12 protein-coding genes are annotated in these 15,947 nt (G+C 61.5%); 6 read left to right on the top strand and 6 right to left on the bottom strand.

Annotation, left to right across the window (positions count from 1 at the left end; translation table 11 throughout):
• The first annotated feature begins 395 nt into the window (after positions 1-395).
• Positions 396-836, top strand: a complete 441-nt coding sequence (locus BS629_RS22930) for a response regulator (protein WP_026188739.1) — start codon at positions 396-398, stop codon at positions 834-836.
• A gap of 27 nt (positions 837-863) precedes the next feature.
• Here the strand turns inward: BS629_RS22930 and BS629_RS22925 are convergent, their stop codons facing one another.
• Positions 864-1,604 (bottom strand): TetR/AcrR family transcriptional regulator, encoded by a 741-nt coding sequence (locus tag BS629_RS22925; RefSeq protein ID WP_018246238.1) that lies wholly within the window; start codon positions 1,602-1,604, stop codon positions 864-866.
• Between the two features lie 271 nt (positions 1,605-1,875).
• On the opposite strand from BS629_RS22925, the gene BS629_RS22920 reads away from it, so the two are divergent.
• A complete protein-coding gene (locus BS629_RS22920; protein WP_018246239.1) occupies positions 1,876-3,075 on the top strand; it encodes a multidrug effflux MFS transporter in 1,200 nt (399 codons plus the stop codon).
• A 143-nt stretch (positions 3,076-3,218) separates the two neighbouring features.
• Entirely contained in the window at positions 3,219-4,508 is a 1,290-nt protein-coding gene (locus BS629_RS22915; RefSeq protein ID WP_018246240.1) for an MFS transporter, read from the top strand.
• A gap of 33 nt (positions 4,509-4,541) precedes the next feature.
• Here the strand turns inward: BS629_RS22915 and BS629_RS22910 are convergent, their stop codons facing one another.
• The 5 genes from BS629_RS22910 to BS629_RS22890 all read right to left on the bottom strand — a co-directional run bounded on the left by BS629_RS22910 (position 4,542) and on the right by BS629_RS22890 (position 11,278).
• Entirely contained in the window at positions 4,542-5,579 is a 1,038-nt protein-coding gene (locus tag BS629_RS22910; protein ID WP_018246241.1) for a LacI family DNA-binding transcriptional regulator, read from the bottom strand.
• A 135-nt stretch (positions 5,580-5,714) separates the two neighbouring features.
• Entirely contained in the window at positions 5,715-6,755 is a 1,041-nt protein-coding gene (locus BS629_RS22905; RefSeq protein WP_018246242.1) for a LacI family DNA-binding transcriptional regulator, read from the bottom strand.
• 196 nt (positions 6,756-6,951) lie between these two features.
• Positions 6,952-7,272 (bottom strand): hypothetical protein, encoded by a 321-nt coding sequence (locus tag BS629_RS22900; protein ID WP_018246243.1) that lies wholly within the window; start codon positions 7,270-7,272, stop codon positions 6,952-6,954.
• 207 nt (positions 7,273-7,479) lie between these two features.
• Complete coding sequence (locus BS629_RS22895) at positions 7,480-9,378, bottom strand: ABC transporter ATP-binding protein (RefSeq protein WP_026188740.1); 1,899 nt, start codon at positions 9,376-9,378, stop codon at positions 7,480-7,482.
• A 91-nt stretch (positions 9,379-9,469) separates the two neighbouring features.
• Positions 9,470-11,278: an ABC transporter ATP-binding protein gene (locus BS629_RS22890; protein WP_032981004.1), complete on the bottom strand. Its 1,809-nt coding sequence runs from the start codon at positions 11,276-11,278 to the stop codon at positions 9,470-9,472.
• Positions 11,279-11,551: 273 nt separating this feature from the next.
• Here BS629_RS22890 and BS629_RS22885 point away from each other — a divergent pair, with 273 nt between their 5' ends.
• The 3 genes from BS629_RS22885 to BS629_RS22875 all read left to right on the top strand — a co-directional run bounded on the left by BS629_RS22885 (position 11,552) and on the right by BS629_RS22875 (position 15,937).
• Positions 11,552-12,169 (top strand): flavodoxin family protein, encoded by a 618-nt coding sequence (locus BS629_RS22885; protein WP_018246246.1) that lies wholly within the window; start codon positions 11,552-11,554, stop codon positions 12,167-12,169.
• 362 nt (positions 12,170-12,531) lie between these two features.
• Positions 12,532-13,938, top strand: coding sequence for an FAD/NAD(P)-binding protein (locus BS629_RS22880; RefSeq protein WP_018246247.1), 1,407 nt, complete (start codon positions 12,532-12,534; stop codon positions 13,936-13,938).
• A gap of 70 nt (positions 13,939-14,008) precedes the next feature.
• Positions 14,009-15,937 carry a hybrid sensor histidine kinase/response regulator gene (locus BS629_RS22875; RefSeq protein ID WP_018246248.1) on the top strand — a complete coding sequence of 643 codons (1,929 nt, stop codon included), beginning with the start codon at positions 14,009-14,011 and terminating at the stop codon, positions 15,935-15,937.
• The last annotated feature ends 10 nt before the right edge of the window (positions 15,938-15,947 follow it).

Genomic DNA, 15,947 nt, shown 5'->3' with positions numbered 1-15,947 from the left:
AAAGACTTCAGTAAATGACGATCGCGCTAGAGCCGGCATGCAAACGATATTTCTCTATCTTCCAGTGAAGTATTCCCAATATGAGTTCGAAAATACTACCAAAGAATTAGTATCTACTGGCAATGCGCTTCAGATTCTGGCCCCAAAAGGGAGAAATAATTATATCGTCTTGTAATTCTCCCATCGAGCCGGCTCGCGTGAGATTGAGGATGATCCGGTTTCTCCTCAGCCGGTTTAAGAATTTATCAACGTTAACAATATCTTAAATCCAAAGAATCACGTTCCACCGCGGAACATATTGTGGAATTGCCCGTTACCACCATGAGTTTCGCGTGGGATAGGCTGTCGGAGCGGATCCCTCCTTAGAAGTATCGGCGTAACCAAGGGGACGTATCATGGCCACCAATGTCGTGCGGCGCTGGCAACGAGATGACCTCATGAAACAGAGAGTATTGATCGTTGAAGATGAATTCCTGATCGCCCTGGATCTCGAGGCGACGGTGGAAGCCATGGGCATGCAGGTCGCCGGCCTTGCGAATGATTGTGAACAGGCGTTGCGGCTGGCGCCGCTTGCCGATATCGCCTTCGTCGACGTCAATCTCGCCGACGGCCCGACCGGGCCCGAGATCGGCCGACGGCTGGCGCAGGAGCATGGCATTGCCGTTGTCTTCATGACGGGCAATCCCGAAGTGGTCGCCGATGGCGTCAAGGGCGCGGTTGGCGTGGTCCAGAAGCCGGTCATGCCTTCGGTTGTCGAGCAGCTGGTGAAATATCTTGCCGCGCGGCGCGTCGGCATGTTCGCGGTCGTACCCTCACAGATGACGGTCTTTGCCTGATCGGCTGGCTTTATCGGAAAGGCCTGGTCAGCCTGGTATGGCTGCGAGCTGCGGCAGATGCCCGGTCGTATCTACCTCCGGCCTGCCATAGGCCTTGAGAAAGGTGCGAACCGCGTTGCGCGCCGCCTTTTCGAGTTCTTCATCGGTGGGCGTGCCCCCGAGAAGGATCATCATCTGCAGGTCGGCATTGCCGAGTGCTACGAACTGCCGGGCGGCGACGTCGTAGTCGTCAATGGCGAGCGCCCCCTTATGGGCAAGCCGAGCTAAAAGTGCTGACAGTGCGGTGATCAGCTTGCCTGGCCCCTGCTGGCGCCAGCTTTCGAAGAGGTGCGGATATCGCTCGCCTTCCGTCTGCACCAGCTTGCGCAGAAATTTTCCGTCGTGGTTGCAGATGCAATTCTTATTGAGGCGCACGGCGAAGGCCGTCAGGTCATCCTCCAGATGGTCGGCGCGATCGGGAAAGGTCGAAAGCACGGAGAACAGCATCGCGTTGGCGCGGTTCATGACGTCTTCGACGACGGCGACGAACAGCGTTTCTTTCTCGCGATAGTGATTGTAGATCGTCTGGCGGGATACGCAGGCGACGGCGGCGATCTCGTCGATGCTGGTACCGGCAAAACCCTGGCGGCAGAATACGTCGGCCGCGGCATCGAGGATCGACATGCGTTTGGCGCATTGTCCGCGCTGCGTATGCCCTGTCATTCGGGCTGCCGGTGTCATGCGATCTTTCATGATAGCGAAGATAAGACGTCTTGACGTTTTAGACAATGGCGTCTAATTTTACATCTGTGTCCAAATTTGTTGACAGTCCTGGTTGCGCTGAAGATATAAGCTCCCAACTTCGTCTTCGCGCGAACGATCATCATTGAACCCTAGCGCATCGGCCCGAAAATCGGTTCCGATTTCCGGAAAGCACGATGCGTAAATTCAAAGAGTTGGAGTGTCCTTGTGCATCCGAGAGGACGCACGGCGCTCTAAGAGCAATGTAGCGGAGCGACGATCCGGTACCTCCGCCGCGCTTTTATGAAAGATCACCATTATGACGGCTCCCTTCTTTCGCATTGCCCTCATTCTCGGCCTTCTGTCGGCCATCGGGCCCTTTGCCATCGACATGTATCTGCCTGCACTGCCGTCCATCGGCCAGGACCTGCATGCCGATAATAACGTCACACAGCTAACCCTTCTTGCCTTCTTCATCTCCTTTGCGCTCGCCCAGCTTGTCTATGGGCCGCTGTCGGATATGTGGGGCCGCAAGCTGCCGCTCTATCTCGGCATCGGCCTCTTCGCCGTCGCCTCGATCGGCTGCGCGTTGGCCACCGATATCGAAACGCTGATCGCCTTCCGTTTCGTTCAGGGTATTGGCGGCGCCGCCGGCATGGTCATTCCGCGCGCCATCGTCCGCGACATGCACACCGGCGTGCAGGCCGCGCGCCTGATGTCGCTGCTGATGCTGGTCTTCTCGATCTCGCCGATCCTGGCGCCGCTGACGGGCAGCGCCGTCATCGAGTTCTACGGCTGGCGCGGTGTATTCTGGGCCGTGACGATTGCCGCCTTCATCGGCCTCGTCCTGCTTGCGACCCAGCTGGAGGAAACCCGTTCGGCGAACGAACGCAGCGGCAGCGGTCTGAGAAGCGCCATGGCGGCCTATCGCCTGCTGCTCACCGACCGCAATTTCCTGACGCTGACCTTTATCGGCGGCCTCGGCATTTCGAGCTTCCTCGTCTATCTCGCCAACTCGCCCTTCGTGTTGATCCAGCATTACGGGCTGACGCCGACGCAATACAGCTTCGCCTTCTCGATCAACGCCGTGTCCTTCTTTGCGGTATCGCAGGCCACAGGCTGGCTCGGCGAGCGTTTCGGCCTGGTGCGCGTCATGCGGATTGCGGTCAGCGCTTATGCGCTTGCGATGGTGGTGATGGCGGTGGTGATGGCCTCTGGCTTCAATCAGCTGCCTGTCCTGGCGACCTTCCTGTTCATCGGCTACGGCTTCCTCGGCCTCGTCATCCCGACGAGCGCGGTGCTCGCTCTTGAGGATCACGGCGAGATCGCCGGCACGGCCTCGTCACTGATGGGCACGCTGCACTTCGTGATCGCCGCCGTCGCCATGGTCATATCAAGCGTCTTCTTCGACGGTACTGCCGTTCCGATGGCCGCCGGCATTGCGCTCTGCGCCTTCTCAGCTTTCGCGCTGACCCAGGCAACGATCGGCCGCCGCGCGGCTGTTGCCGCTGCTGAATGATTTAAAGACAGGCCGCACCCGGTGTGCGGGTGCGGCCATATGATCCCGTCGCGGCCCATCCCAGAAAATGCAACGCGCAATTGATTATCGGCTGGCCGCTCTATCTACGCCGTGACGAAGCATGGTCATATCGGAGGATACTTATGGTCGACGAGAAGCGGCTGATCTCTAAAATCACCTGGAAGCTGATGCCCTTTCTCGGCATCCTTTATCTCATCGCCTATATCGACCGGCAGAACGTCAGTTTCGCCAAGCTGCAGATGGTCGATGCCCTCGGAATGAGCGAATATGCCTATGGCCTCGGCGCTTCGCTCTTCTTCATCGGCTATTTTCTTTTCGAGGTGCCGAGCAACCTCTTCCTCGACAGGCTCGGCGCCCGTGTCTGGTTCGCGCGCATCCTGGTCTCGTGGGGCATCGTCACCATCGCGCTCGCCTTCACGCAGAACGCGACGATGTTCTATATCCTGCGTTTCCTGCTCGGCGTCTGCGAAGCCGGCTTCTTTCCCGGCGTCCTCTATCTGCTGACGCTGTGGTTCCCTTCGGTCTATCGCGGCAGGATGGTCGGGCTGTTCATGATTTTCAGTGCGATCGCCAATGCCGTCGGTGCGCCGCTCGGCGGCGTGCTGCTCGATCTCGACGGTCTCTACGGCTTTGCCGGCTGGGAGTGGGTATTCCTGGCGACGGGTGTTCCCGCAGTCATCGCCGGCATCGTCACCTTCTTCTATCTTCCCGGCCGGCCTGAAAACGCAAGCTTCCTGAGCGGCGAGGAGAAGAAGTGGCTGGAACGAAGGCTCGCCTCGGAAAATTCCGGCATGGGCGAGAATGCCGGAAACGGCTTCAAGGCGCTCATCGACCCACGCGTGCTGCTAATGGCGCTCTGCTATATCGCCTTTCCGCTTTCGGCCTATGGGCTGAGCTACTGGCTGCCGACCATCGTCAAGGCCTTCGGCGTCAGCAACACGGTGAACGGTTTTCTCAACATCATTCCCTGGGTGCTGGTCGCGATCGCGCTCTATGTCGTTCCCGCCATGGCCGACAAGGCGCAATCGAAGACGCCCTATATCGTCGTTCCTGCCTTCATCGGCGCTGCCTGCCTGCTGCTCTCGGCGCTCATTCCGAACCACAGTTTGCAATTCGCCTTCCTCTGCGTCGCTGCTGCCGGGATCTTCGCTCCACAGCCGGTGTTCTGGAGCCTGCCCTCACGTTTCCTCAAGGGTGCGGGTGCCGCAGCCGGCCTTGCGGCCATCAATTCGGTCGGAAATCTCGGCGGTTTCGTCGCCCAAAACGTTGTGCCCTGGATCAAGGAAGCGAGCGGCAGCACGATCGCGCCGATGTTCTTCCTGTCCGCCTGCCTGGCGGCCGGAGCCCTTCTGGTCTTTTTCGTTACGCATCAGCTGTCGAGCAGGGAGCAGGCTGCTCCAAGCCGGGTCTGATGCAAGCCGCTAAACAAATCGACGCAAAGGGCATCAGGTTGTCAGAGTGAAAGCGTCGCTTTCGCCCGGAATGAGTTCCAGCGGCCAAATCCTGTTGCGGGCACCCTGCGGATAGTGATCGGCATAGGCCGGCATGGTGGCGAGCAGGGTTTCGCCGAGCTGCGCGCCGAGATCGCGCAGCGACATGCGAAAGGACGTCAGCGTCGGCTGCAGGAAATGCGTGCGCGGCTCCTCGCGGAAACCGACGACGGCGAGGTCGCGGCCGGGCACGACGCCGGCCTCGGAAAGCCGTCGGTAAAGCCCGATCGCCATCAGTTCATGGATCAGGATGATCGCCGTCGGGCGCTGCTCGATCATCAGCAATTCGTGGCCGGCCTGATAGCCGCCCTGTTCGCTCGACTTGACCCGGATGACGAGGGCCGGGTCGAAGGGGATATCATGCCGTTGCAGCGTCTGGCGGTAAGCGTCGAGGAAGAGGTAGCCGAGATTGATGTCGGAGGAGGGTACAGCCACAGCGATCCGCCGATGGCCTTTGGCGACCAGCCGGTCGACGCCGCGCGACGCCACGCCCTCGAAATCGAGGTCCATCCAGGTGTAGCTGCCGCCCGACGCGCTGCGCCCGAGCGTCACGAAGGGGATGCGGGCCTTTTCCAGCAGCTCGATGCGCCGGTCGGTGCGTCGCGTCGCCGAGATGATCAGCGCGTCAACAAGCCGGCGCGCCACCATGCGCTTCAGATATTCGTGCGGGTCCTCGTCATCGGGGCAGGGCAGCATGACAAGATCGAGCTTGTGACGGGAAAAGACGCTCTGCAGCCCGTCGGTGACGCCAAGGAAGAAGTCGTCGCTGTTTTCGACCGTCTCGCGGCTCACTTCGAGCATCAGCCCGATCACATTTGTCATGCCCTGGCGGAGGCTGCGGCCCGACTGGTTGGCGACGTAACCGAGCTCTTCGGCGGCGGCGAGCACGCGCCGGCGCGTTTCATCGTTGACGTCGGGCTTGCCGTTCAGCGCACGGGACACCGTTCCGATCGAAATATCGAGATGCTCGGCGAGCTGGCGGATTCCTTTCATCTCAGGCGATCTTCCTCCCCCAATGCATGTCGCCCAAAACTGTGCAGCGGTTTTGGGACAACGACATGCGGCAAATAAAGCGTCATGCCCCTTCTTGCCACAGGATGGCGCCTGCGAAAAGCCGTGGGGCAAGTGTCAGGGTCTGAAGCTCTGGCGGATGACGAGTTCCGGAATGACGCGTTCGTAACCAGGAGGCGCATCGGGATTTTCAAGCCGCCGCTCCATCAGCTCGACGGCGCGCTGCGCCATGGTCAGCGGATCCTGGCGGAAGGTGGTGAGCCTGTAGTTCAGCCAGGCGGATTCCGGCACGTCGTCGAAGCCGATGACGGCGACGTCCGCGGGGATACGCAGCCGCGCTTCCAGGCGCACGACATCCATCAGTCCGAAGGCGATCTGGTCGTTGGCGCAGAAAACGGCGTCGGGCGTTATTGTCTCCGAGAAGAGTGCGCGTGCGGCCGCAACACCGCCGTCATAGTCGCAGTCGCCGCCGCGTCCGACGACGACGGATACACCAAGCGACTCGGCCGTCGACAGGAAGGCGCTTTCGCGCTCGATGATAGCAGGCGTTCCCGTGTGGGAGCCGATGACTGCCAGCCGCCGTCTGCCGCTTTCGTAAAAGGCCGTCGCCGCCTTGCGGGAGGCTTCGGAGTTGCCGGCACGCACATGGTCGGCGTCGGGTTCCGAACGGCCGATCACGACGAGCGGCTGGCCGTTTCGCTGTGCAAGTTCGAAGAAACTCGCCGGCGGCGAGCCGGACAGGATGATGATCGCCTCGGCGCGGTGGCCGATCAGCATCTTCTGGGCGGCGAGCAGCTCTTCTTCCGTCTGGCCGGTGTTGATCAGGATCGGGATGCTGCCGCGTTTGATCAGGGCTTTGGCCAGTGCTGCCGCCAGATGCGCACGAAAACCCACTTCCGGCCGTGTTGCGACGATGCCGACAAGGCGGCTCTGGTTGGCAAGCACGCCGCGCGCCAGGTCGTTGACGTGGTAGCCGAGCTCCTGCGCCGCTCGCAGCACTTTTTCGCGCGTCGTCGGAGCGACGCTGGCACCCGGCGTGAATGTGCGCGAGACCGCGGAGCGCGAAACGCCCGCCAATTGCGCGACCTGCTCGGCGCTGACGAAGCGCATGCGTTCTTTCTTCGGCGCCTTGGCGCCGTTCACTGAACCATCATTCATTGGCTTTCAGCTATTGATCGTCTCTGACAGCCGGATGACAAGCGATCGCATGGCAACGAGATTTTTTCGATAAGGGGATAACCGCGGGCAATAGTGATTGCCGAGGCCGCTGGACGCAACCTCGGCTGAGGGGGAACGAATATGAGCGGCGACGAATGATCGGTCACGCCGCTCGTGTGGCGAGTTTATCAACCCGTTATTCGCAGACGCGTACAGTTTCGGCGTGATAGCCGCCGTCATAGCGGTTGCGGACATCGCGGTCCTCATACCAGCATCTCGGTTGGGGCTCGACATAGCGGGGGCTCTCTACGTAACGAGGGCCTTCATCGACATAGCGAGGGCCGCCGCCATTGGCGATCGCGCCGCCAATGAGCCCGCCGACAACCCCTGCGGCAACGCCGCCGGCGATGATGCGGCCGGTGTTATCGTGATGACGGTGGTCACGCGCGGCAGCAGGCTGAATGGCCGATCCAACAAGGGCCGTGGCGATCAACAGGCTGCTAATAACTCTCTTCATAATATTCTCCTCAGTGGCACTTGCCCCGGATAAGAGGCAAATGCGGCAGCAAGTCGTTTGTTCGTTCAAACTTTGCGACAGGCGTTAATGCATGTCATCGGGGATTAGAGCGCCGTGCGTCCTCACGGACGCACAAAAGATGTTCTAACACTTTGAATCTACTCATCGTGCTTTTCGAAAATCGATTCCGATTTTCGGGCCGATGCGCTAGGTCGCAGATTGCGTCGCCGTCGTGTCTTCCAGCACCTCTTCGGGAATATCGTCGAAGGAGGCGTAATTGAGGTTATAGAGCTTGGAGTAGAGCTTGCCGTTCTTCATCAGCTGACGGTGGTCGCCGCTTTCGATGATTTCGCCGTTCTGCAGCACGATGATGCGGTCTGCCTCGCGGATCGTCGCAAGCCGGTGGGCGATGACGAGGCCGGTGCGGTTTTCGAGCAGCTTTACCAGTGCCTTCTGGATCAGCATCTCGGTATAGCTGTCGATATTGGCGGTCGCTTCGTCGAGCACGAGGATCTTCGCGTCCGCCACCAGCGCACGAGCAAAGCTCAAAAGCTGGCGCTGGCCGAGCGAAAGATTGCCGCCGCGCTCGCCGAGAACGCTATCGTAACCCTCCGGCAGACGCATGATGAAGTCGTGCGCGCCGACGGCTTTGGCCGCCTCGATCACCTGTTCGCGCGTCGCCTCCAGCTTGTGGTAGCGGATGTTCTCGAAAACGGTCCCGGTAAAGAGGAAGGGCTCCTGCAGCACCATGGCGATCTGTGCACCGAGCGAATCCTGCGTCAGTGCGCGCACATCGTGGCCGCCAACCAGCACCTGGCCTTGCTGTACATCGTAAAAGCGATGGATCAGCGACATGCAGCTCGATTTGCCGGACCCCGTCGGCCCGACCAGCGCCACCGTCTCGCCGGGATTGACCTTGAAGCTGACATGCTTCAGCACCGGATGCTTCGGATTGTAGCCAAAGACGACGTCCTTGAATTCCACCGAGCCGTCCATGTCGCGCGATAGCGCCGTGGCACCAGGCGCATCCTTGATGTCGACAGGCACGTCGAGCACTTCGGTCAGCCGCTGGCCGGAAGCCATGGCACGCTGCATCACCGAATATTGCAGTGTCAGCGAACGGATTGGGTCGAAGAAGCGCTGAATGTAGAACAGGAAGGCGACGAGCACGCCGACATCGAGCGCCTGGTTGAGAACGCGGGCGCCGCCGACGACGACGACGAGCGCCATCGCCACGCCGGTCAGACTGTCGACGATCGGCACCATAACCTGCGCATAGCGCGCCGCCGTCAAATGCGTCTTGAGGTTGGCACGCGCCTTGTCGTCGTAGAGCGTGAAGTTGACGCCCTGCCTGTCCATGCTCTGGACGGCACGCACGCCGTGGATCGCTTCGGCGAGCGCGCCGGCGGCAATCGAATTGGTCTCGTGCGCCGCCATGAAGGATTTGCGGGCGAGCGGCAGCCAGAACAGCCGGACGATGAAGAGCACCGGCAGCACCGAGAGCGTCAGCAGCCCCAGCTTGAAATCGAGATAGAGCATCACGAAAATGATGCCGAAGAGCAGCACGATGTCGCCGACTGACAGTACCGAGGTTTCGAGAAATTCCTGCATCGAGTTGACGTCGCCTTGCAGGCGCGACATCAGCCGGCCGACCTCCGTCTTATCCATGAAGGAGAGCGAAACGCGCTGGAGATGCGAAAACATCGCCTTGCGGATATCGAAGAGCACATCTTCCGCCACGCCGCCGACCAGCGTTTCCTGCGCGTAGCTTGCCGCATAGTTGATGAGGATGGCAACAGTGAACGCGGCGATCGACCAGGCCAGTGCCGAATGGTTGCCGCCCGGCGACATGCCGTGGTCGATGGCATAGCGGATGATCAGCGGGATGGTGAGCTGCATCATCGTGAAGGTCAGAACGGCGACGACGGACCAGAGGACCTGACGGCGATAGGGGTGGACGAAAATCCAGATGCGCTTGACGATGTTGCCGTCGAAGGCCTTGCCGAACATCTCCTCCTCGACGCGATGCGAACCGACCACCGCCCGTGGCGGGCGGCGTCCATCCTCGCGAACGTCGGGGCGCTCGGTTTCCAGTTCCTCGGCCATGTCATTCCTCCCGCGGCCATCACTTCCGGTGGCCTGCATAGTCAATACTCGTTCCTCTCCACTTGGGAGCAGAGGGGAACATACCCGTTTGCTAGGCGCTCGGCGCCTCGTCGCCGGGCCGCACCTGAAGGTCGTAGAGCGCCTTGTAGCGCCCGCCGAGCGAAAGCAGCGCCGCATGCGTGCCGCGCTCGACGATCCGGCCGTCTTCGACGAACAGGATCTGGTCGGCATGCATCAGCGAGCTCAGGCGGTGGGCAACGATGATCGTTACGCGGTCAGCGGCATAGCGGCGCATGGCGCTGCGGATGCGCTGCTCGGTGGCCGCATCGATCGCTGCCGTCGAATCGTCGAATACCATCACTGCCGGTTTCAACATCAGCGCGCGGGCGATCGAAAGACGCTGCCGCTGGCCGCCGGAAAGCGAAACGCCGCGCTCGCCGACGACAGTGCCATAACCGGTGGGAAGGCCGAGCACGTAATTGTGCAACTGGGCGCTTTCGCTGGCGCGCTCGATGCGGCCTTCCTTCGCCCACGGGTCGCCATAGGCGATGTTGTTTTCGATCGTCGTGGTGAACAGGAAGGAATCCTGCTGGACGACGGCCACGGCCCGGCGCAGCGATTGCAGCGTCGCCTTGCGGATGTCCTGGCCGTCGATCGTGATCTTACCGCCGCTGACATCGTAGAAGCGTGGGATCAGATGCGCGATCGTCGACTTGCCGCTGCCCGGAGGCCCGACGATGCCGATCGTCTGGCCGCGCCGGGCTTCGAAGGAGACATCCTGGAGCACGGTGCGCTTTTCGGAACCCGGATAGGCGAAGCTGACGTTTTCGAAGCGCAGCACGCCGTCGGTGAGGTTCAGCTCCTTCGCATCCGGCGCATCCTTGATCGCGATGTCGAGGTCGAGAAGGGCAAAGAGGCGTGAGCCGCATGTGGAGGCGCGGGCAAAGGCGTTGACCATCAGACCGAGCTGGCGCACCGGCATCTGCAGGATGGTCATGAAGGTCAGAAACGAGGCCAACGTACCGACGGTGATCTCGCCCGACATCACCTTGCCGCCGCCGACCCAGAGCACCAGGCCCATCGCAGCGAAGAAGGAGAAGGTCATGGCGCTGGTATTGGTGACGCGGATGCCGACGCGCTGATGCGCGAGCGCCAGCGCGCTTTTCGACGCTGCCTCAAATTTCGAAATCTCGTGTTGGTGGGCGGCAAAGGCGCGCACGACGCGGATACCGCCGAGATTTTCCTCCATGATGCGGGTCAGCACCGAAAGCCGCTCCTGCAGGTCGAGCCAGGTGGCGCGTAGCCGCAGTTGCGTCACCGAGGAGCGCCAGCCGACGAAGGGAACGAAACTCAGCGCCAGGAGGCCGAGCACGATATCGGTCGACAGCAGCATATAGGCGCCGATACCGATCAGGATCGACAGCAGGATCATCCGGACGAGCGCGGTGGAAAAATACATGCGCACGCCTTCGAGATCGAGGAGTCCGACGGTGATCAGGTCGCCGGAATGAACGGTGTCATGAAAGCTGAAGGAGAGCCGCTGGATCTTCTCGTAGCAGGCCAGCCGCAACTCATAGCCGATGTGATGGCCGACGGCTTCGCTGTAATAGTTCTGGACCATAGTGAAGAGGCCGCGCAGCACGCTGGCGCCAAGCAGCAGCAATGCCGTGGTCAAAAGCGCGTCCTGTGCCGCCTGACCCGCCGCACCGCCGCTCATCGCCATCTGCGTGTGGTCGACGGCCTGGCCGAGAAGGCGCGGGATCATCAACTGGAAGGTGGAGGCGACAAGCGTGGCGCCGATCGCGAAGCCCGATTGCCAGGGGTGGCGGAAGGCCATCATGGTGATGCGCACCAATGTGTAGAGGCCTCGGCCCCAGCCTGCCGCAGTTGCAAGCGCCATCGAAGCCGAAGGCTTCGTCGCGCGTGTTAACGCATCGCTGCTCACGGTATTTTTCCAATAGATGTGTGGTCGGACGCTGGCCCGAAAAGACGGCAAATCCATGAAGGGATTGATAGCACCTTCACTTTTGCCGATTCCATTTGGGGGTTCAAGTAAAGAATTCACCAGTTGGTTATTTTTACGTGAGGTCTCCTCGCATCCGGGCGGGAACAATCTGTGGGCGAACGGGTTGCAGCAGGCGAATGCTCACAGCCAACCGCTACGGAGAGATCCATGCCGCTGAAAGCTCTCGCCCTCAACGCCACTCTGAAGACCAGCGAATCCAAGGACGCCTCCTCGACCGACCGGATGATCGACCTTATCGACAAGGCGATGTCGGCACATGGCGTTGAGACCGGCGTGCTTCGCCTTGCCGATTTCAACGTCAAGCCGGGCGTCACCTCCGACGAAGGCGCCGGCGATGACTGGCCGGATATCCGCGCCAAGGTGCTGGGCGCCGATATCCTGGTGATGGCAACGCCGATCTGGCTCGGCCAGCCATCCAGTGTCTGCAAGCGGGCGCTCGAGCGCATGGACGCCTTTCTCGAGGAGACTGACGATCAGGGCCGCATGGTTTCCTATGGCAGGGTCGCGGCCGTTGCTGTCGTCGGCAACGAGGACGGGGCCCATCATGTGTCGGCCGAGCTCTTCCAGGCGCTGAACGACGTCGGCTTCACCATTCCGGCGAATGCGGTCGCCTATTGGGTCGGCGAGGCAATGGGTTCCACCAATTTCGTCGATCTCGACAAGGTGCCGAAGGTGGTGACGAAAGCCGTCGACATGCTGGCGCGTAACACCGCGCATCTGGCTGGCCTGCTGAAGGCGAAGCAATATCCGGGCGAGGGTAGCTGAGGTCGAGGCAGCACCGCCGAACTGATGTTTCCAACATCAATCCCGTAGTCTTGGGTGCAAATTTCGTCTGGGATTTCTGCGGGAAATCTCAAAAGCCTGTTTTGTTTCAACGGCTTGAAGAGATATGGCAACAAAGCTCTTGCCACCTGCGCCATTTAGCGCTTTCATACACTACTAGTTTGATAGACTATGGGCGGGCGTGATTGCTCCCCTAGTTCCCTTGCGGGGCCGCTGGTTCGGACCCCGATGCCGCGGCAGATGTTGTGAATGGCCGCATGAACCTCGTCAACGCGTGAACCGGTGTTTTATGCGTTGAAACCTCGATCGACCCACGGTGCGGATAAAGCCGCAAAGGAGTTGCGATGACGGTTCAGGGACTTTTTTCCGCGAGAGCCAATGCGGCGGCGCAGATATCCGCCGTACCGCGCATTGCGATCGTCGGGCGCGGCTTTTCCGGCATGATGACGGCCATCGCGCTGATGAAGACGGTACGCGCGCCCTTTCACCTGCAGCTCTTCGATCCGAATTCGTCCGTCAGCGGTGGGCAGGCGCTGGCGTCAGCCCGCTCCTCGACGATCCTCAACACCCGTGTGCGCGATCTCTCGGTTTCGGTCGGCGACAATGACGATTTCAACGACTGGCTCTGCAGCAACGCCGCCTTCCGCGCCGCTGTACCGGCCGCCATCCCCGGATTCCGGCAGATCTTCGTGCCGAAGGAAATCTTCAGCGATTATGTCTACCAACGCTTTTCGGAAGCGCTCGCCGCGCGCAGGGACATCACCGTCCAGGTCTGCAACGATCCGGTCGTGGCGATCCGCAGGAGCCACGGCAACCGCTTCCTGCTCGAAAGCGCCAATCCCGCCAATCCGCTGTTTGATACCGTGATCCTCGCCACCGGTTACGGCCTGTCTGCGCCGGATGCCGGTGAGCAGGACGCTTCGCCGGTCAGGGCCCAGCGCCTCGTCGCGCGGCCGCATGCGGTGCTGCTCGGCAGCGGCATCCGCGTCGTTGACCAGCTGCTGCAGCTGCGCGATTCCGGTTACACCGGCCAGGTGACGATCATTTCCCGGCGCGGCTTTCTGCCCCAGAGCCATACGCCGAATTCCGCCGACCCGGTCTTCCCGGCCGAAGCGCTGCCGCAGAGCCTGCCGGAGATCGTGCACTTCATCCGTCAAGCTTGTCGCGAGGCGGAGGAAGCGGGGCGAAGCTGGCAATCGGTGATGAACGGCCTGAGGAAACATGCCCGCTCGCTTTGGCGTTCACTGCCGGCTCGCGACAAGCATCAGTTCAACCGCCACCTCAGGGCAATCTACGACAGCCATCGCAACCGCCTGCCGGAGGCCATGCACCTGCGGCTGAAACGCGAGCTCGCCGAAGGCCGCACGGTACTGCGCCGCGGCCGCGCCGGCCGCCGGGGCCTGAGTGGCCTGTTCTTCACGCCGGCCGGTTCCGCCGCCGAGGAAGTCATCCATGCCGAGCGCATCATCGATTGCCGTTGTCAGGCGCCGGATCTTTCAGCGCCCTTGATGCAGAGCCTGCTTTCCGCCGGCCTGGCCCAGCCGGACGAGCTCTCGCTGGGGCTGGCGGTCAATGCGCGCGGCGAGCCATTCCTCGAGGATGGTTCGACGGTCGCCGGGCTCTTTGCCGTCGGTCCGCTCGGCCTCGGCAGTCTGCCGGATATCGATCTCGTGCCGGAGATCGTCTCGCAGGCCTATGCCGCTGCCGAGCGTGTCGGCGAGAGGTTCTACCCGCAGGTCAAGGCCGTCTGAAAATTTGAGCCTGAATCGGAACCATCCCACCCCTGCTGCGTTATAATGCGCTGGTGACTAAGAGGGGCCGATGGAAGTGCTGAATCGACATGATACGTCTCTAGATGAGGAGGGACGCTTTCGCCTTCTGGTCGATGCCATCACCGACTACGCCATTTATATGCTGAGCCCCGAAGGTATCATCACCAGCTGGAATACCGGCGCTCAGCGCTTTAAGGGTTACAAGCCTTCCGAAATTCTCGGCCAGCATTTTTCCCGTTTCTATTTGGAAGAGGACCGCGCCGCTGGAATTCCGGCGCGCGCGCTGGCCACCGCGGCGGAGCACGGCCGGTTCGAGGGGGAAGGCTGGCGCCAGCGCAAGGATGGAACCCGCTTCTGGGCGCATGTGATCATCGATCCGATCCGCCATCCCTCCGGCGAGCTCATCGGCTATGCCAAGATCACCCGCGACCTGAGCGAACGCAGAGCAGCTGAACAGACGATCCGCCAGAGCGAGGAACAGTTCCGCCGGCTGGTCCAGGGCGTCTCGGACTATGCGATCTACATGCTGGATCCCAACGGCAACGTCAGCAGTTGGAATTTCGGTGCCGAGCGGATCAAGGGCTATCGACCGCAAGAAATCATCGGCCGGCATTTCTCGACCTTCTATACGCCCGAGGACCGCGCTGCCGGCTTGCCGGAAACCGCGCTCAGCCTCGCCCGCGCCGAGGGCCGGTTCGAGCGGGAAGGCTGGCGCGTGCGCAAGGACGGCAGCCGCTTTTGGGCCAGCGTAGTCATCGACGTCATCCGCGACGACGACGGCGATGTGCTCGGTTTCGCCAAGATCACTCGCGATATTACCGAGAAGATGGAGACCCAGCGAGCACTGGAGCAGGCGCGCGAAGAGCTCTTCCAGTCGCAGAAGATGGAGGCAATCGGTCAATTGACCGGCGGTATCGCCCATGATTTCAACAATCTGCTGATGGCTGTGCTCGGCAGTCTCGAAATCCTGAAGAAGCGCATGCCGCAGGACCTCTCACTGACATCGTTGGTCGACAATGCCATGCAGGGTGCCCAGCGCGGCGCCGCCTTGACGCAGCGCATGCTTGCTTTTTCCCGCAGGCAGGAATTGCACATAGAGCCGATCGACGTCTCCGGCTTGGTCCGTGGCATGATGGATATGCTGAGCCGTTCGCTCGGCCCTCTCACCGTGATCGAGACCTCTTTCCCCGTGAGGCTCCCAACGATCCTTACCGATCCGAACCAGCTGGAGATGGCGATCCTGAACCTCGTCGTCAACGCGCGCGATGCCATGCCGTCCGGCGGACGGATCGTGCTTCGCGCCTCCGAGGAGTCGCTGCTGTCAGGTAAGGGCCCGCTGTCGGCCGGCCGCTATGTCCGTATCGCGGTGATCGATGAAGGCGAGGGCATGGATGCAAAGACGGTGGAGCAGGCCATCACGCCGTTCTTCACCACCAAGGGTGTCGGCAAGGGCACCGGTCTCGGCCTTTCCATGGTGCAGGGCCTCGCGTCCCAGTCCGGCGGCCGCCTCATACTGAAGAGCAGCCTCGGCGAAGGCACCACGGCCGAATTGTGGTTCCCGGTCGCCGTTGCCGAGCAGGGGACCGAGGCCGCTGCAGACCCGCCGCAACGCGAGGACAATGCGCCGCGCCAGATGCGTATCGTCGCCGTCGATGACGATGGTCTGGTCCTGATGAATACAACGCTGATGCTGGAGGATCTCGGCCATACCGTGTTCGAGGCGATGGCGGGCTCCGAGGCACTCGACATCCTGCGCAAGCAGCAGGTCGACCTGGTGATTTGCGATCATGCCATGCCGCGCATGACGGGGGCGCAGCTTGCCCAGGCGATCCGCAACGAATGGCCTGATATGCCGATCATCCTCGCAACCGGTTACGCCGAGATTCCCGAAGGCGCAGGCATCGTCGACCTGCCCCGCCTCGGCAAACCCTTCTCGCAAGCGCAACTCGCCGAGGCGATCAGCCGGATTGCTTCATAAGGGCGATCAC

It is taken from the genome of Rhizobium leguminosarum bv. viciae USDA 2370 (assembly GCF_002008365.1).
Taxonomy (GTDB): Bacteria; Pseudomonadota; Alphaproteobacteria; order Rhizobiales; family Rhizobiaceae; genus Rhizobium; species Rhizobium leguminosarum.
This window is presented reverse-complemented; position numbering and strand designations above follow the sequence as displayed.